Annotated in this window: 16 protein-coding genes and 1 tRNA gene; 6 read left to right on the top strand and 11 right to left on the bottom strand. The window is 32.3% G+C overall.

What is annotated here, in order from left to right; genetic code table 11:
• Nucleotides 1–153 precede the first annotated feature (153 nt).
• From KK2020170_RS04820 to aat, 3 genes are all read left to right on the top strand, one after another.
• Nucleotides 154–1,029 carry a flavin reductase family protein gene (locus KK2020170_RS04820; RefSeq protein WP_221259679.1) on the top strand — a complete coding sequence of 292 codons (876 nt, stop codon included), beginning with the start codon at nt 154–156 and terminating at the stop codon, nt 1,027–1,029.
• Nucleotides 1,030–1,040: 11 nt separating this feature from the next.
• Nucleotides 1,041–1,415, top strand: a complete 375-nt coding sequence (locus KK2020170_RS04815; protein WP_221259678.1) for a DUF3127 domain-containing protein — start codon at nt 1,041–1,043, stop codon at nt 1,413–1,415.
• 100 nt (nt 1,416–1,515) lie between these two features.
• Nucleotides 1,516–2,151 carry a leucyl/phenylalanyl-tRNA--protein transferase gene (gene aat / locus KK2020170_RS04810; protein ID WP_221259677.1) on the top strand — a complete coding sequence of 212 codons (636 nt, stop codon included), beginning with the start codon at nt 1,516–1,518 and terminating at the stop codon, nt 2,149–2,151.
• A 1-nt stretch (nt 2,152) separates the two neighbouring features.
• On the opposite strand, the gene KK2020170_RS04805 is transcribed toward aat, so the two are convergent.
• The 11 genes from KK2020170_RS04805 to KK2020170_RS04755 all read right to left on the bottom strand — a co-directional run bounded on the left by KK2020170_RS04805 (nt 2,153) and on the right by KK2020170_RS04755 (nt 13,772).
• A complete protein-coding gene (locus KK2020170_RS04805) occupies nt 2,153–2,713 on the bottom strand; it encodes a DNA-3-methyladenine glycosylase I (RefSeq protein WP_221259676.1) in 561 nt (186 codons plus the stop codon).
• A gap of 99 nt (nt 2,714–2,812) precedes the next feature.
• A complete protein-coding gene (locus KK2020170_RS04800) occupies nt 2,813–3,415 on the bottom strand; it encodes a hypothetical protein (protein ID WP_221259675.1) in 603 nt (200 codons plus the stop codon).
• A 127-nt stretch (nt 3,416–3,542) separates the two neighbouring features.
• Nucleotides 3,543–3,737: a cold-shock protein gene (locus KK2020170_RS04795; protein ID WP_221259674.1), complete on the bottom strand. Its 195-nt coding sequence runs from the start codon at nt 3,735–3,737 to the stop codon at nt 3,543–3,545.
• A 24-nt stretch (nt 3,738–3,761) separates the two neighbouring features.
• On the bottom strand, nt 3,762–4,193 hold the full coding sequence (locus KK2020170_RS04790; RefSeq protein ID WP_221259673.1) for a cold-shock protein: 432 nt from the start codon (nt 4,191–4,193) through the stop codon (nt 3,762–3,764).
• 12 nt (nt 4,194–4,205) lie between these two features.
• Complete coding sequence (locus KK2020170_RS04785) at nt 4,206–5,324, bottom strand: DEAD/DEAH box helicase (RefSeq protein ID WP_221259672.1); 1,119 nt, start codon at nt 5,322–5,324, stop codon at nt 4,206–4,208.
• A 603-nt stretch (nt 5,325–5,927) separates the two neighbouring features.
• Nucleotides 5,928–6,001 (bottom strand) — tRNA-Asp (locus KK2020170_RS04780).
• An 86-nt stretch (nt 6,002–6,087) separates the two neighbouring features.
• Entirely contained in the window at nt 6,088–7,014 is a 927-nt protein-coding gene (locus KK2020170_RS04775) for a DUF58 domain-containing protein (protein ID WP_221259671.1), read from the bottom strand.
• A gap of 83 nt (nt 7,015–7,097) precedes the next feature.
• Nucleotides 7,098–7,415 (bottom strand): thioredoxin, encoded by a 318-nt coding sequence (trxA, locus tag KK2020170_RS04770; RefSeq protein WP_221259670.1) that lies wholly within the window; start codon nt 7,413–7,415, stop codon nt 7,098–7,100.
• Nucleotides 7,416–7,516: 101 nt separating this feature from the next.
• Complete coding sequence (locus KK2020170_RS04765) at nt 7,517–8,104, bottom strand: peroxiredoxin-like family protein (RefSeq protein WP_221259669.1); 588 nt, start codon at nt 8,102–8,104, stop codon at nt 7,517–7,519.
• Between the two features lie 61 nt (nt 8,105–8,165).
• Nucleotides 8,166–12,674 carry a DNA polymerase III subunit alpha gene (gene dnaE, locus KK2020170_RS04760; protein WP_221259668.1) on the bottom strand — a complete coding sequence of 1,503 codons (4,509 nt, stop codon included), beginning with the start codon at nt 12,672–12,674 and terminating at the stop codon, nt 8,166–8,168.
• A gap of 156 nt (nt 12,675–12,830) precedes the next feature.
• Nucleotides 12,831–13,772 carry a DUF6252 domain-containing protein gene (locus KK2020170_RS04755; protein ID WP_221259667.1) on the bottom strand — a complete coding sequence of 314 codons (942 nt, stop codon included), beginning with the start codon at nt 13,770–13,772 and terminating at the stop codon, nt 12,831–12,833.
• A gap of 168 nt (nt 13,773–13,940) precedes the next feature.
• On the opposite strand from KK2020170_RS04755, the gene KK2020170_RS04750 reads away from it, so the two are divergent.
• Genes KK2020170_RS04750 through KK2020170_RS04740 form a run of 3 tightly spaced genes read left to right on the top strand, consistent with a single transcriptional unit; the run spans nt 13,941 to nt 15,738 of the window.
• Nucleotides 13,941–14,477: a 30S ribosomal protein S16 gene (locus tag KK2020170_RS04750; protein ID WP_221259666.1), complete on the top strand. Its 537-nt coding sequence runs from the start codon at nt 13,941–13,943 to the stop codon at nt 14,475–14,477.
• Nucleotides 14,478–14,491: 14 nt separating this feature from the next.
• Nucleotides 14,492–15,019 carry a ribosome maturation factor RimM gene (rimM, locus tag KK2020170_RS04745; protein WP_221259665.1) on the top strand — a complete coding sequence of 176 codons (528 nt, stop codon included), beginning with the start codon at nt 14,492–14,494 and terminating at the stop codon, nt 15,017–15,019.
• The gene (locus KK2020170_RS04740; protein ID WP_221259664.1) at nt 15,019–15,738 is read left to right on the top strand and encodes a tRNA1(Val) (adenine(37)-N6)-methyltransferase; all 720 of its coding nucleotides are present in this window, start codon (nt 15,019–15,021) and stop codon (nt 15,736–15,738) included. Before rimM ends, KK2020170_RS04740 begins: the two co-directional genes overlap by 1 nt.
• The last annotated feature ends 19 nt before the right edge of the window (nt 15,739–15,757 follow it).

Here is a 15,757-nt window from a genome sequence, read left to right as displayed (position 1 = left end):
AAGCTAAAAGTAAAAAGGCAAAAGTTACTAAACACTAAAAAATAGCCCCGATGGTAGTTAGCAACCCTGTTGCACGGACAGCGGGAAAAAGGAATACAAAAGTTACTATTCGATTCGCTTCAAATTTTTATCTTTGTGAAAATACTACAACACATGTTAACAATAGATCCAAAAGAAATTGCACCAGCAAAACTTCAAGGGTATTTACAAAGTGCAGTTGCGCCAAGACCTATAGCTTTTGCAAGTACTTTAGACGAAAATGGAAATCCGAATTTATCGCCATTTAGTTTTTTCAATGTATTTAGTTCAAATCCGCCCATATTAATTTTTTCTCCAGCGAGAAGAGTTCGTGATAATACCATAAAACACACTTTAATAAATTCGAAAAACACGCGTGAAGTTGTTATTAACGTTGTGAATTATGATATTGTGCAACAAATGTCTTTATCAAGTACAGAATATCCTGATGGCGTAAACGAGTTTGAAAAAGCAGGTTTAACAATGGTAAAATCAGATATCGTAAAACCGTTTCGTGTCGCTGAAAGTCCGGTTCAGTTTGAATGCAAAATAAATGATGTAGTAGCACTTGGCGATAAAGGTGGCGCAGGTAATTTAGTGATTTGCGAAGTGGTTAAAATCCATATAAACGAAGCTGTATTAGATGAAAATGGAGCTATTGATCAACATAAAATTGATTTAGTTGCTCGATGTGGTGGCAATTGGTACAGCCGTTCCAACTTAGCATTATTTGAAGTTGAAAAACCATTAACAACATTAGGAATTGGTGTTGACAATGTTCCAGAATTTGTAAAAGAAAGTACCATTTTTAATGGAAATGATTTAGGCAAATTAGGAAACATCGAAGCTATTCCAACAGAAGAAGAAATTGCTATATTTGTAGCAGAAAATTTTGCAGTTAAAGCAGTTTTAAGTTCAGATGATGAGCAAAAGAAAATGCAATTGGCAAAAGATTTTTTAGATAAAAACGAAACGCTTAAAGCGTGGAAAGTATTATTAGCAAAACAATAAAAAAATAGAAGATGGAAGTTTTAGGAAGAGTTAAAATGATTGGAAATGTGCAACAAGTAAGTGCTACATTCAAAAAAAGAGAAATGGTAGTAACTACGGAAGAGCAATATCCACAACATATTATGATTGAATTTACACAAGACAAAACTGACTTGTTAAACCAATACAATGTTGGGGAACAAGTTCGTGTTTCAATCAATTTAAGAGGTAGAGAATGGACAAACCCACAAGGTGAAACAAAATATTTCAATTCTATTCAGGGCTGGAGAATTGAAAGAATTCAAGCTGAAGCTCCTTCAAATCAAATGCCTCAAATGCCAGCTGCTGATGCTTTTGAACCAGCAACTAATTTTAATGAGGAAGAGCACGACGATTTACCTTTTTAATAGAAAATAGAAGAAAGAGACAAGAAGAAAGAAACCATTCAGAATATAGTAAGAATGGTTTTTTCTTTTCTCTTTTTTCTTTCATCTTTTCTCTCAATACATGTATTTCCTTAGCCAAGAATTATTTTTTCCACCCGTTGAAGAAGCTTCACCAGAAGGCGTAATAGCTATTGGTGGTGATTTATCTTCAGAACGATTAATCTTAGCATACAGAAGCGGGATTTTCCCTTGGTTTAATGACGACGAACCCATTTTATGGTGGGCACCACCAGAACGAATGGTTTTATTTTTTGAAGATTTAAAGATTTCGAAAAGTATGCGAAATGTATTAAATCAAAATAAATTTAAAGTGACTTTCAACACTGCATTTCGTGAAGTAATAACCAACTGTAAAAAAATAAAGCGCAAAGACCAACCCGATACTTGGATTACTGATGAGATGGTTGAAGCCTATTGCCAACTAAACAAATTAGGATTCGCAAAAAGTGTTGAAGTTTGGGAAAACGAAGAACTTGTTGGTGGTTTATACGGAATAGATTTAGGTCATATTTTTTGTGGGGAAAGTATGTTTTCTAAAGTTTCAAATGCTAGTAAAGTTGCCTTTATTCATTTAGCAAAGCAATTAGAACTTGCTAATTACAAATTGTTAGATTGCCAAGTTTATAATGAACATTTAGCCTCTTTAGGTTGTGTAGAAATTGAACGCGAAGATTTTATGATCATTTTAAATCAATAATTTACTTTCTCGTCCAACAATCCATTACATGATCATTTACCATTCCAGTTGCTTGCATGTGTGCGTAAACTACAGTTGAACCTACAAACTTAAAGCCTCTTTTTTTTAAATCCTTGCTTAGTTTGTCTGATATTTCAGTTGTGGCGGGAACATTTGCTAAGCTTTTTGGTTTATTGTCTATTGGTTTTCCGTCAACAAAATCCCAAATGTATTTTGAAAAACTTCCAAACTCTTCTTTAACTTTAATAAATGCTTGTGCATTGGTAACTGCGGCTTTAATTTTTAATTTGTTGCGAATAATTCCGGCATCTTCACAAAGTGATGCAATCTTACTTTCAGAGAAATTGGCAACTTTTTGCACATCAAACCCTTCAAATGCATTTCGGAAATTCTCTCTTTTAGCTAAAACGGTGTACCAACTTAAGCCCGCTTGAAATGTTTCTAAAATCAAAAACTCAAAAATAGTCGCATCGTCATAAATAGGTTTTCCCCATTCGTTATCGTGATAATCACGATACAAATCGTCTTTTTCGCACCAAGCACAACGGTTTTTTGTTTGCATGACTTTATTTTATATATTTTTTAAATACTTTTTTTTAAAATAAATTTTTAATTTTTCTAATTCTCACTCTTTAAAAAGAAATAAAAAAGCTGTTTTGTTTTATTGAGAAACAACTTTGAAATACTTATACAGTTTATTATCACTGATAGTATTATTCTTAAATTTAAATTTTTGACTTTTAAAATACGTTTTACTTAAATCATCTAGGTAAATTGTAACTTGATAACTGTTTGTTTCTTTATTTTTAATATCATACCTGTAAGTTTCTCCTAAATAATGAACTTCGAAATATTTAAAATCTCTATTTTGATAAAAACTAATTTTACCATTCTGGTTGGTTTCAAAAATTTCATTATTATCTAAAACAACAAAAGCTCCTAAAATAGGACTTCCATATGAATCTGAAATAATAATTTCTCCTTTATCTAATCCTTCTTTTACTTCAATTGCATTGTTTAAATAATCTTTATAGCTATTCAAAACTACCTCATTATTTGACATCTTCCAAACCCCTTTACTTTTGGTATTAATTAAACCTGCATGATATTGATATTCAAAAGTGTAATCCTTTTTAAGGATAATTTCTCCAAATAATCCATCAAAATTTGTCTGATATTTTCCAAAGATTTGATCATTTATATTCTTGTTAATATAACAAGAAATCAACGTTAGTAAAAGTAATATGGAAAATATATATTTCATTTGTTTTTCTATGATTTCAAATATACAAAACCCTATACAACAAAAAAACCACTTCAAATTAATGAAGTGGTTTCTTTTTTAACCAAACCTAACTAAGTTTACAAAAGCATAATGCTTTTAATATAATTTACTTTAAACGCTTAACATTGATTGCGTTAAGTCCTTTTGGTCCTCGTTGTACTTCAAACGAAACATTGTCGTTTTCTTTAATATTGTCTAATAATCCTGTACTATGTACAAAAACATCATCACTACCTTCGTTTATGGCTATAAAACCAAAACCTTTACTCTCGTTGTAAAACTTTACTTTACCTTCTTGCATTCTTATTTATTTAAATTAATTACTTTATATTTTTTTAATACTTACTGCTCTAAATCCTTTTAAAGAATCTTCCTTTCTAAATTTTACCTTATCATTTTTAACAACCGTTTGGGCTAATTGATTACTATGAAAAAATACGTTTTCTTGAGTTTTGTCTTCCGTTATAAAACCATAGCCTTTATCACTTAAGAATTTAATAATTCCGGTATAATCAAAATTTTCTTTTTGTCCTGAATTTTTAATTGAGTTGTCAAAATTTGAAAAATCGTCTTCTTTTTTTTGAAGATGTGGTGGAATTTCTGTGAAGTTTCCATTTACATCAACATAAATAATCATTTCTTCTAAGGTTTTCCCTTTGTTATTATTTACCTTTCTATCTTCTCTTTTTTGAACTTTATCCTGTCTTTTTTTTACTTTCTTCTTATTGTTTTCTTTTTTGAAAAATGAATCACCCATCTCATAATGTTTTTAATTGTTTATAATAACAGGAATAGTAAATCCTAATAATTTTTGAATTCCTATTAAATCTTTTCTCTCGTCTTTATCACAGAATGATACTGCAACGCCATTATTGCCAGCCCTTCCTGTTCTGCCTATTCTATGAACATATGTCTCTGGAACACTAGGTAATTCATAATTAATTACGTAAGGCAATTCATTTATATCAATACCTCTTGCAGCAATATCCGTTGCAATTAAGACTGAAATATTATTTCGCTTAAAATCACTTAAAACACGTTGTCTGTTGCCTTGGGATTTATTACCGTGAATCGCTGAGGCTTTTATACCAACTTTTAGAAGCTTTTTAACTAATTTATCAGCGCCATGTTTTGTACGTGTAAAAACAAGTGACTGATTATGTTTTTTCTTATTTAAAAGCTCTATTAGCAGTTTCGATTTATCTATTTTATCTACCATGTATAATTCTTGCTTTACCGTATCTGCAGTTGAAGATACCGGCGCAACCGAAATTTCTTTTGGCTGATGTAAAATACTACTAGCAAATTTTTTAATTTCTGTAGGCATGGTTGCAGAAAATAGCAACGCTTGTTTTTTTATAGGTAAAAATTTTAGGATTTTTTTAATATCATTTATAAAGCCCATATCTAACATATGATCTGCTTCATCTAACACTAAAATTTCAATTTTCGATAGGTCAACAAAACCTTGATGAATAAGATCCAATAATCGACCAGGAGTCGCTATTAAAACTTCAACACCATTTTTTAAAACTTTTAATTGATTGGTTTGAGAAACTCCTCCAAAAATGGCCGTATGCTTTATCGGCATAAACTTGCCATACATTTTAAAACTTTCATCAATTTGAATAGCCAGTTCGCGAGTTGGTGCTAAAACCAAAGCTTTAATCACATTTCTTGAAGATTTATTGGATTTACTTAATAGTTCTAAGATTGGAATAGAGAAGGCACCCGTTTTACCTGTGCCTGTTTGTGCACAACCAATAACATCAAATCCTTGTACAATAAAAGGAATGGCTTGTTGTTGAATTTGCGTTGCTTGAGAATGTCCCATGACATCGATTGCTCTGAGTATTTCGGCACTCAGGCATAATTCTTTAAATTTCATAATTTCTTTTGCTCCGATAATCGGATTTCATTAATAATTCATTCTTTGAATACAATCAAAAAATGCAGTTATATTTATGCTATTAATAACATATTAAAAAGAAATATTAGTCTTTAAAGTGTAAACCTTATTGGTTATAAAATTGGTTTAATAAAATGATTTTAATAATTTCAGTCAAAAAATGTTCTTGAAACTTACTGTTATAAAGTTAAAAGCTTTGGTAAAATTCAAGTTTTAAATATTGGGTAACTGGGAAGCGATAACTGAGAAAAATCTTGACTACATCAGAAAAGCAAAGGCAGAGACCTATTATAAATATCTGACAAAGATACACTTAAATATTTAGTAATGAGTGTTTTTATGTTTTTATTTTAAAAACCATGACTTTAATAAAGTCTATAAAAACAAAAAAGCCCTTCCGTAGAAACGGAACAGCTTTTCATTGGTCTAACTACTAAACCTATCCTGATTTTACTCAGGAATAAACAACACAACTATTTTTAGATTTTTATTTTGCCATAAACAAATGTAAAAATCAATACCTTTTTTGGGCAAAAAAGCGCTTCTAAAAAGAAACGCTTTTTGAAAATTTCCCAATTTTAGCGGTCTGGACGGGACTCGAACCCGCGACCCCATGCGTGACAGGCATGTATTCTAACCAACTGAACTACCAAACCAGTGCTTAATTGCGGTTGCAAATATACAACGCTTTTTCAATTCTCCAAATGTTTTTGTAAAAAAAATTAAAATATTTTTTAGCCTATTATCCAAACTTTTGTTTTTCAGTCAAATACGTCAATAAAATTTTTTCAAAATTTTTACTCGTTTCAACTGGCACATATTGAATTCTGTATTGTAAACACTTTGTTTTTATCTTTTCAAAATAAGCTGAAACTAGTTTTTCATAATCTTCTTTTAAGTTTTCAGCAAACAAATTAATAGTTTCTCCGGTTTCTACATCGATAAATTTCTTTGGCGAAGCGTCAAAATCAAATGAAAACTCTGTTTTTTTATCATAGACATGAAAAACTACAACTTTATGCTTGTTATGTTTTAAATGCTGTAACGCTTTAAAAATAGCATCTTCATTATCGCGCTGAAACATATCGGTAAACAAAATCACCATAGATCGACGATGAATATTTTCTGCTATTTGATGTAGAAAAGTTACTGTGTCGGTTTGTTTAGATTTTTTATAATTTTGAAGAGTTTCTTCCAACTTGTCCAAAATCATGCGATGATGGCGATTACTACCTTTTTCAGGAGCATAATATTCGTATTCGTCGGAGTATAAACTCAAACCAACTGCATCACGCTGTTTTTTAAGCAAATTCATCAAACAAGCCGAAGCCAATACTGAAAAACCTATTTTATTCTCGTAAAATTGCTGTTCTGTCTTTAATTCAGGATAATGCATCGAAGAAGAATTATCGATAATTAAATGGCAACGTAAATTGGTTTCTTCCTCAAATCGTTTCGTGTACAATCTATCAGTTTTCGCAAAAAGCTTCCAATCGATATGTTTTGTACTTTCTCCTTGATTGTAAATTTTATGTTCGGCAAATTCGGCAGAAAATCCGTGAAAAGGCGATTTGTGCATTCCCGAAATAAAACCTTCAACAATTTGGTTTGCCAAAAGTTCTAAATGCTGAAAACTCGATATTTTTTCAATTTGAGAATATAAATTCATGAATTTAGTTTAAACGCTAAATATACAAAAGAAAAAGGATAAACTTTCGTTTATCCTTTGTACTTTCTTTTTCAAAAATTATATTACAATAATGCGTCAATTGCATCTGTATAAGTCTTTTTAGGCGCAACACCTACTTGGCGTCCTACTACTTCTCCGTTTTGAAAAACTAATACTGTAGGAATGTTACGAACTCCGTATTTTGCAGCAAATTCTTGGTTCGCATCTACGTCTACTTTACCAACAACTGCTTTTCCTTCATATTCTGAAGAAATTTCGTCGATAACTGGACCAACCATTCTACATGGACCACACCAAGCTGCCCAAAAATCTACTACTACAGGTTTATCTGATTTTAATACTACATCTTCAAAAGTAGCATCTGTTATTGCTAATGCCATATCTTTATTTTTTAATTTATTTATCTAACACAAAAGTAACTATTTATTTTTGGAAAGTAACCATAATAAAATTGGTTTTCTCTATACTTATATATCGAAAATTAATTTAACGCTTTTAACACTCCCATTAAAACTTCTCCTTTAAGTCTGAACTTATAATCAGGATTAATGTATAAAAATTCAATTTCTCTATTTTTATTTAAAACATAAACCGTTGGAACAGGTAAAAACTTAGTGTTTTTGTTTTCAGAATATTTACCAAGCATTTTACCATATTTTTCAGGTGCTTTAAAAGCTATACCTAATTCTTTCATGAATAAACCTTCACTATCTGAATACAAGTTATAATGCAATTTTTTATCGATTTGAGTTTCTTTTAAAAACTCTGGAGCATCAGGACTAACTGCAATTATTGTATAACCTAATTTTACAATTTCTGACTCAATTTCTTGAATATCTGCTAATTGTGAATTACAATATGGGCACCAACCTCCTCTGTAAACAATTAAAACTGTCTTTTGATTCAACACATCATCCGTTTGAATTAATTTCCCTTCTACATCAAACAATTTTGTGTTTTGAATTTTTTCCCCAATTAGTAATGGAGAAACATCATTAGGCTTATCAGCCACTTGAGCATTTAAAAAACCTACAAATAAAAACGTAAGTATTACTATAAACTTCTTCATAAATATTAATTTATAGCAAATTTCAGAATTAAGTGATTAGAAAACTGTTAGCTGGATTACATTAATTCAATTTAAACGAAACTTGACGGTTTTCAAGCTCTTGTAACAACTCGTTTGAAATCTTAATCTTCATTTTACGACTTGGCATACTTAATTTTGTTACTACTTGTACTTGTTCAACTTCAGTCACCATTGGCTCAACCTCAACTTCAATATTTTCTTCATCTGTTTCTGTTTCAATAGTTTCAACCGAAGGTTCTGAAACAACTTGTTTCATTACTTTTTCTAATTCCATTACTTCAATAGCAACTTGATGGTCACCTTTTTCTTTTTGGAACAAATCAAACAATGATTGAATTAGATTCTCACTTAATTCAGTAATATTAAATTGAAGCACTAATTTTTTAGCAAAAGAAGCTAAAACATCTTGTAAATATTGAACTTGTAAAAACTGAATCTTAGGATCGCTTCGTTTTCCTTCGGCATTTACCCAACCTTCTTTTACCACAAATTTTAAAAAGGTAAAATTATTTTGAATTAAGAAATGACGGAACTTTAAATATTCTTCACCGAAAATTCTGAATTCATAACTTTCGTCATAACCTTCTAAGGTAAACATCCCCCAACCTTTTCCGTTTTTAGCGGTTCTATGCTCAACTTTAGTTATGATCCCACCTACTGAAACATTCTTTCCAATAAAAGAATTTAAATCGTTTAAATGTTCTAATTTGGTGTTACAGAAATATTTCATTTCATATTTATAATCATCTAGTGGATGACCCGAAATATAGATTCCTACAACTTCTTTCTCTTGTGCCAATTTTTCCATAGTACTCCACTCATCACAAGGTGGAACTACAGGTTCTGGAATTTGAACTTCAGAAGCATCTCCAAACAAGCTTACTTGAGCAGAATTTTCATTTTCTTGAAATTTAGAACCATAGCGCATGGCTTTTTCTAAGAAGGTAATTCCATCTCCTTCATCATGAAAATATTGTGCACGATGCGTATCGCCGAAACCATCAAAACCTCCTGCCAATGCTAAGTTTTCAAAAGCTTTTTTATTTGCAGCACGTAAATCGATTCGCTTTGCTAAATCAAAAATCGATTTATATTTACCCTCTTTTCTGTTTTCCACAATGGTATCAACCGCTCCTTGTCCAACTCCCTTAATCGCTCCCATTCCAAAACGAACCGCGTAATCCTCATTTACCGTAAATTTATAATACGATTCGTTCACATCTGGACCCAAAACTTTTAATCCCATTCGTTTACATTCCTCCATAAAGAATGAAACTTGCTTAATATCATTCATGTTATTGGATAGAACGGCCGCCATATATTCGGCAGGATAATGTGCTTTTAAATAAGCTGTTTGATACGCAATCCAAGCATAACAAGTAGAGTGCGATTTATTAAAAGCGTAACTTGCAAATGCTTCCCAGTCTTTCCAAATTTTTTCTAAAACCGTTGCATCATGCCCTTTAGCAGAAGCTTGTTCGACAAATTTTGGTTTCATTTTATCCAAAACGTCTTTTTGCTTTTTACCCATCGCTTTACGTAAGACATCAGCTTCACCTTTTGTAAATCCGGCTAATTTTTGAGAAAGTAACATTACTTGCTCTTGATAAACCGTGATTCCGTAAGTTTCACCTAAATATTCTTCACAAGCATCTAAATCGTAGGCAATAGGCTCTTCGCCGTTTTTTCTGCGAATAAAGGAAGGAATATATTCTAACGGACCAGGTCGATAAAGCGCATTCATCGCAATTAAGTCTCCAAAAACCGTAGGCTTTAGTTCCTTCATGTATTTCTGCATTCCAGGTGACTCGTATTGGAAAATACCAACCGTTTCACCTCTCTGGAATAATTCATACGTTTCTTTATCGTCAATTGGAAAATTATCAGGATCGAGTTCAATTCCTGTGCGATATTTTACCAGTTTAACTGTATCTTTTATCAAGGTTAGAGTCTTCAGACCCAAGAAGTCCATTTTTAGTAATCCCGCACTTTCGGCAACCGAGTTGTCAAATTGCGTTACATATAAATCAGAATCTTTTGCTGTTCTAACTGGAACATAATTGGTAATATCAGATGGCGTTATAATTACACCACAAGCGTGAATTCCAGTATTACGAAGCGAGCCTTCTAGAACCTTCGCCTGCTGAATAGTTTCACCAGCTAAATCTTCTGTATTTGCAATTTCGATTAATTCTTTTACTCTATCAAATTCTTCAGAACGAAGTGCTTTTTTAACTTCAGCTTCTTCTTCTTTTAAGAATCGAGCTAAATTCCATTTTGAAGGCATCATGCCGGGAATTAACTTCGCAATTCTATCGGCTTCAAATAATGGTAAATCAAGCACACGTGCCGTATCTCGAATAGCAGACTTGGTAGCCATTTTACCGTAGGTAATAATTTGTGCTACTTGATTGGCTCCGTATTTATTGATTACATAATCCATTACTCGGCTTCGACCTTCATCATCAAAATCGATATCAATATCGGGCATCGACACACGATCAGGATTTAAGAAACGCTCAAAAAGCAAATCGTACTTAATTGGGTCGATATTCGTGATTCCTAAACAATACGCCACAGCAGAACCTGCCGCAGAACCACGTCCTGGACCAACCGAAACATCCATTTTACGGGCTTCGGCAATAAAATCTTGTACAATTAAGAAATAACCTGGATAACCTGAGTTTGAAATCGTCAATAATTCGAAATCTAATCGTTCTTGAATTTCTGGCGTAATTTCTCCATATCGTTTCTTTGCACCTTCCATTGTTAGGTGACGTAAATAGGCATTTTCACCTCTTACTCCACCATCAACAGCATCTTCAGTATTTACAAATTCGGCCGGAATATCATATTTTGGAAGTAAAACATCACGATACAACGAATACGTTTCTACTTTATCAATAATTTCTTGAATATTGATAATTGCATCTGGTAAATCAGAAAAAAGTTTTTTCATTTCTTCTTCCGACTTGTAATAGTATTCTTGGTTGGGTAAACCGTAACGATATCCTCTTCCACGACCAATTGGCGTTGCTTGTTTTTCACCATCTTTTACACACAATAAAATATCGTGCGCATTAGCATCTTCTTTATCTAAGTAATATGTATTGTTTGTTGCAATTAATTTGACATTATGCTTTTGTGAAAACGAAATCAATGTTTGATTCACACGATTTTCATCTTCTTGGTTGTGTCGCATGATTTCCAAATAGAAGTCTTCTCCAAACTGTTCTTTCCACCAAAGCAAAGCTTCTTCAGCTTGATTTTCGCCAATATTTAAAATTTTACTTGGGACTTCTCCATATAAATTCCCAGATAAAACCATTACATCTTCTTTGTATTTCTCTACGATTGCTCTGTCTATTCTTGGTACGTAATAAAAACCATCAGTATAGGCAATTGAAGTCATTTTTGCCAAGTTGTGATAGCCTTTTTTATTCTTCGCTAAAAATACAATTTGGTAACCATTATCTTTTTTAGTTCGGTCTAAGTGATTATCACAAACATATAATTCACAACCTACAATTGGCTTAATTTCAACTTCGGTTGGTTCTTCACCCGCCTCAATGGCTGCATCGTTTTTAGCTTTTGCCGCTTTATTATGATTCATCACCGCACTTACAAAGTGAAATGCGCCCATCATATTTTCAGTATCGGTTAATGCAACTGCTGGCATTTTTTGTTTTGCTGTTGCAGTAACTAAATCGGGAATTGAAATCGTAGATTGTAAAACCGAAAATTGGGAATGATTGTGGAGATGCGCAAACTTGGCATGTTCTAAATCTTTTTTATCCGATTCAGAAACAGTGGCTTGTTGGTTTTCACCTTCAATTTTTTGAAGTTTCCTTCTAATTTCATCAGAAGCTGCTTTTAAATTGATATGCTTAAGACCAATTAATTGAATTTCTCTCGGATTATTTTCTCTAAATCGAGTAAAATAATCGGGCGTAACATCGAGCTCTTCTTTTGTAAAAACTTCACGCTTGATTAATTCTAAAAAGCAACGTGTTGTTGCTTCTACATCGGCTGTAGCATTATGTGCTTCAGCAAAAGGCTGATTAAAAAGATACTGATGTAATTCGGTTAATGTAGGCAGTTTAAATTTCCCTCCTCGACCACCAGGTAATTTCAATAATTCAGCAGTAGTTTCGGTACACGTATCTAAAACAGGTAATTGCGTCAAATCCGTTGCAATATTCAAACGATGGAATTCACAACCCATAATGTTGACATCAAAGCCTACATTTTGTCCAACAACATATTTTGCTTTTGACAACGCAATGTTGAACTTTTCTAAAACTTCTGCTAAAGAAATTCCCTGTTCTTGAGCTAATTCGGTAGAAATACCGTGAATTCGTTCTGCATCATACGGAATATTAAAGCCTTCTGGTTGTACTAAATAATCTTGATGTTCGATTAGATTTCCCATTTCGTCGTGCAATTGCCAAGCAATTTGTATACAACGAGGCCAGTTATCGCTATCCGTAATAGGCGCCGACCAGCTCTTAGGTAATCCAGTAGTTTCGGTATCAAAAATCAAATACATAACGCAGTAAATTCCAAATGGTTAAATTAAAAATCTTGGAAAATAAGATTTTGTTCAAAAATACATTTTATAAAATTTAAATTCAATATAAGTTATCAACACAAATAAAAAAGCCACCTCAATGAGATGGCTTTAAATTATTTTAAAACTATTTAATTATCGTATCGGAATCCTGTAAAAAACTCCTTCTGAAAAAGTAACAGGATTTCCATCCATATCTACTGCATTTATAATAAATGTACCAGTAAAAGTTCCATTTTCAACTGATTCAATAACAATTTCTCCACTACTTTGCTGAACATTTAAAATTCTAAATGTAGCATTATTATCACCACCTAATATAGTAACTAAATCTCCCGCTTGATATCCATCTCCTCTAGAGACCATATACATAGAAGTTACTCTACCTAAATTATTTACATTTATTGCAACTCTTAAACCAGAACCGTTACCATCTGTATCAGTTAAAGCTCCAGTTCCAACATTTTCATAACTACTACCTCCAGTTAATAGCTCAACCGTTTGTATTGCACCATTACTATATATTGTATTAACCATAAATGTTGCATCATCATTACCACCATGAACAGTTAAAACATCTCCAACATTATAACCAGCACCTCTATTCATTAATGTCACAAAACTCACACTTCCATTAACTACACTAACAGCGACAACCGCCCCGCTACCTGTACCACCTGTAACACTAGCAGTACCATTGTTTTCATAATTAGTTCCCTGAGTAAGTATATTTGACAAATCATTTGCTGGACCAGTTACAGTGTTTGTTTCATATTCAAATCCTTCTCCAGCAAGTTCATAATAATAATATGCAAAGTTGCTAAAATTTGTAGTCCCTAATCGGTATGTCCCTGGATTAGCACTTGATGCATTTAAGATTAATTCTTCAGTTGCTGTTGATGAATTATATGCAGAAATAGTCAAGCTACCATCTGCATTAACATGTGCGCTAGCATCTGTTGCTCTCCAAAAGACATTATCTTTTTTTGCTTGAAATCCTGGAGTACTATTCTTAATTTCCTCTGAACAAGATGAGAGAATTAAAGCTAAACTTAGTAGGCCAAATATTTTTTTCATTGTGTTGTAAATTTTATTCACGGAAAACAAAAATAACTTTTTTAATCGAATTGTAACAATAATTTTAAAAAATATTTTCAAACTTTTATTTTATTGTAAAACAATGTTTTGTATATTTGCGCCCTTAATTAACTGAGGTCGGGTACCTCAAAATTTAATCAAACGATTATGCCTGTAAAAATTAGATTACAAAGACACGGTAAAAAAGGCAAACCTTTTTTCTGGATTGTAGCTGCGGATTCACGCGCAAAAAGAGATGGTAAATTCTTAGAAAAATTAGGAACTTACAATCCAAACACTAACCCTGCAACTATCGATTTAAATTTAGATGGTGCTGTACAATGGTTACACAATGGTGCTCAACCTACTGACACTGCAAGAGCAATTTTATCTTACAAAGGTGCTTTATTAAAACACCACTTAGACGGAGGAGTTCGTAAAGGTGCTTTAACTCAAGAACAAGCTGATGCTAAATTAGCTGCTTGGTTAGATGAAAAAGCTGGAAAAGTTGACGCTAAAAAAGATGGTTTAGCAAAATCTAAAGAAGATGCTAGAGCTAAAGCTTTAAAAGCTGAAAAAGAGTACAACGAAAAACGTGCTGCTGCAAAAGTAGAAGAACCAGCTGCTGAAGAAGTTGCTGAGGAAACTGCTACTGAAGAAGCTCCAGCTGTTGAAGAAAACAACAACGAAGAAACTGAAGCATAATTAAAGAGCGATTAATGCGTAAAAAAGATTGTTTTTATTTAGGCAAAATCGCAAAAAAATTCAGTTTTAAGGGTGAAGTACTTATCTATTTAGATACTGACGAACCTGAAGTTTATGAAAATATGGAATCGGTTTTTGTTGAATTAAACAGAAACTTGGTTCCATTTTTTATTGAAAAAAGCCAAATTCACAAAGGCGATTTCTTGAGAACTAAATTTGAAGACATCGACAACGAACAAGATGCTGATGAAGTAATAGGTTGTGAAGTTTATCTTCCGCTTTCGATGTTGCCAAAATTAGAAGGCAATAAATTTTATTACCACGAAATTGAAGGTTTTTCAGTAGAAGATATTCGTCTAGGAAATATCGGAAAACTAATTCGTGTAAACGAAAGTCAAATCCAACCACTTTTTGAAATCGAATTTAAAGATGCCACTATTTTAGTTCCTGTAATTGATAATTTTATTGTTGAAGTAAACCGAAAAGAAAAGAAATTAATTCTAAATACACCAGAAGGTTTAGTTGACCTTTACATAAACTAATGCCAATGGCATTTCAATTCAAACAATTTTCTATAGAACAAGACAAATGCGCCATGAAAGTGGGGACTGACGGTGTATTGTTAGGTGCATGGGCAACATTAGAAAACAACCCTTACTCTATATTAGATGTTGGTTCTGGCACAGGATTAATCGCTTTAATGTTAGCACAAAGGAGCTATGCTGAGCAAATCGATGCTTTAGAAATCGATGAAGATGCATACGAACAATGTGTTGAAAATTTCGAAAATTCAAGTTGGAGTGATCGTTTATTTTGCTACCATGCCTCTTTTCAAGAATTTGTAGAAGAAATGTATGAAGAAGAAAAATATGATTTAATTGTTTCTAACCCACCTTTCTACACTGCTCATTATAAATCTGAAAATGAACAACGTGATTTAGCTCGCTTCGAAGACGCATTACCTTTCGATCATTTATTGCATGGTTCTTCATTATTATTAAGTGAAAATGGTGTTTTTTGTGTTATTATCCCTTATTCTGAAGAGAAAAACTTTATTTCAATTGCTACTCACTTTGAATTATTCCCTTCAAAAATTACTCGAGTAAAAGGCACACCAACATCTGAAATTAAAAGAAGCTTAATTGCTTTTTCTAAAAATCAAACTAAAACCTATACTGATGAACTTGTAATTGAAACTGCTCGTCATCAATACACTGAAGAATACAAAATTCTTACACAAGATTTCTACTTAAAAATGTAATTTATAACTTCCTATCATT

It is taken from the genome of Flavobacterium okayamense, assembly GCF_019702945.1.
Classification (GTDB): Bacteria; Bacteroidota; Bacteroidia; order Flavobacteriales; family Flavobacteriaceae; genus Flavobacterium; species Flavobacterium okayamense.
This window is presented reverse-complemented; position numbering and strand designations above follow the sequence as displayed.

What these genes read in the sequence shown, in the direction of transcription:
- KK2020170_RS04820 (WP_221259679.1), top strand. Translation starts at nt 154, where the DNA reads ATGTTAACAATAGATCCAAAAGAAATTGCACCAGCAAAACTTCAAGGG.
- KK2020170_RS04815 (WP_221259678.1), top strand. Translation starts at nt 1,041, where the DNA reads ATGGAAGTTTTAGGAAGAGTTAAAATGATTGGAAATGTGCAACAAGTA.
- aat (WP_221259677.1), top strand. Translation starts at nt 1,516, where the DNA reads ATGTATTTCCTTAGCCAAGAATTATTTTTTCCACCCGTTGAAGAAGCT.
- KK2020170_RS04805 (WP_221259676.1), bottom strand. Translation starts at nt 2,713, where the DNA reads ATGCAAACAAAAAACCGTTGTGCTTGGTGCGAAAAAGACGATTTGTAT.
- KK2020170_RS04800 (WP_221259675.1), bottom strand. Translation starts at nt 3,415, where the DNA reads ATGAAATATATATTTTCCATATTACTTTTACTAACGTTGATTTCTTGT.
- KK2020170_RS04795 (WP_221259674.1), bottom strand. Translation starts at nt 3,737, where the DNA reads ATGCAAGAAGGTAAAGTAAAGTTTTACAACGAGAGTAAAGGTTTTGGT.
- KK2020170_RS04790 (WP_221259673.1), bottom strand. Translation starts at nt 4,193, where the DNA reads ATGGGTGATTCATTTTTCAAAAAAGAAAACAATAAGAAGAAAGTAAAA.
- KK2020170_RS04785 (WP_221259672.1), bottom strand. Translation starts at nt 5,324, where the DNA reads ATGAAATTTAAAGAATTATGCCTGAGTGCCGAAATACTCAGAGCAATC.
- KK2020170_RS04775 (WP_221259671.1), bottom strand. Translation starts at nt 7,014, where the DNA reads ATGAATTTATATTCTCAAATTGAAAAAATATCGAGTTTTCAGCATTTA.
- trxA (WP_221259670.1), bottom strand. Translation starts at nt 7,415, where the DNA reads ATGGCATTAGCAATAACAGATGCTACTTTTGAAGATGTAGTATTAAAA.
- KK2020170_RS04765 (WP_221259669.1), bottom strand. Translation starts at nt 8,104, where the DNA reads ATGAAGAAGTTTATAGTAATACTTACGTTTTTATTTGTAGGTTTTTTA.
- dnaE (WP_221259668.1), bottom strand. Translation starts at nt 12,674, where the DNA reads ATGTATTTGATTTTTGATACCGAAACTACTGGATTACCTAAGAGCTGG.
- KK2020170_RS04755 (WP_221259667.1), bottom strand. Translation starts at nt 13,772, where the DNA reads ATGAAAAAAATATTTGGCCTACTAAGTTTAGCTTTAATTCTCTCATCT.
- KK2020170_RS04750 (WP_221259666.1), top strand. Translation starts at nt 13,941, where the DNA reads ATGCCTGTAAAAATTAGATTACAAAGACACGGTAAAAAAGGCAAACCT.
- rimM (WP_221259665.1), top strand. Translation starts at nt 14,492, where the DNA reads ATGCGTAAAAAAGATTGTTTTTATTTAGGCAAAATCGCAAAAAAATTC.
- KK2020170_RS04740 (WP_221259664.1), top strand. Translation starts at nt 15,019, where the DNA reads ATGCCAATGGCATTTCAATTCAAACAATTTTCTATAGAACAAGACAAA.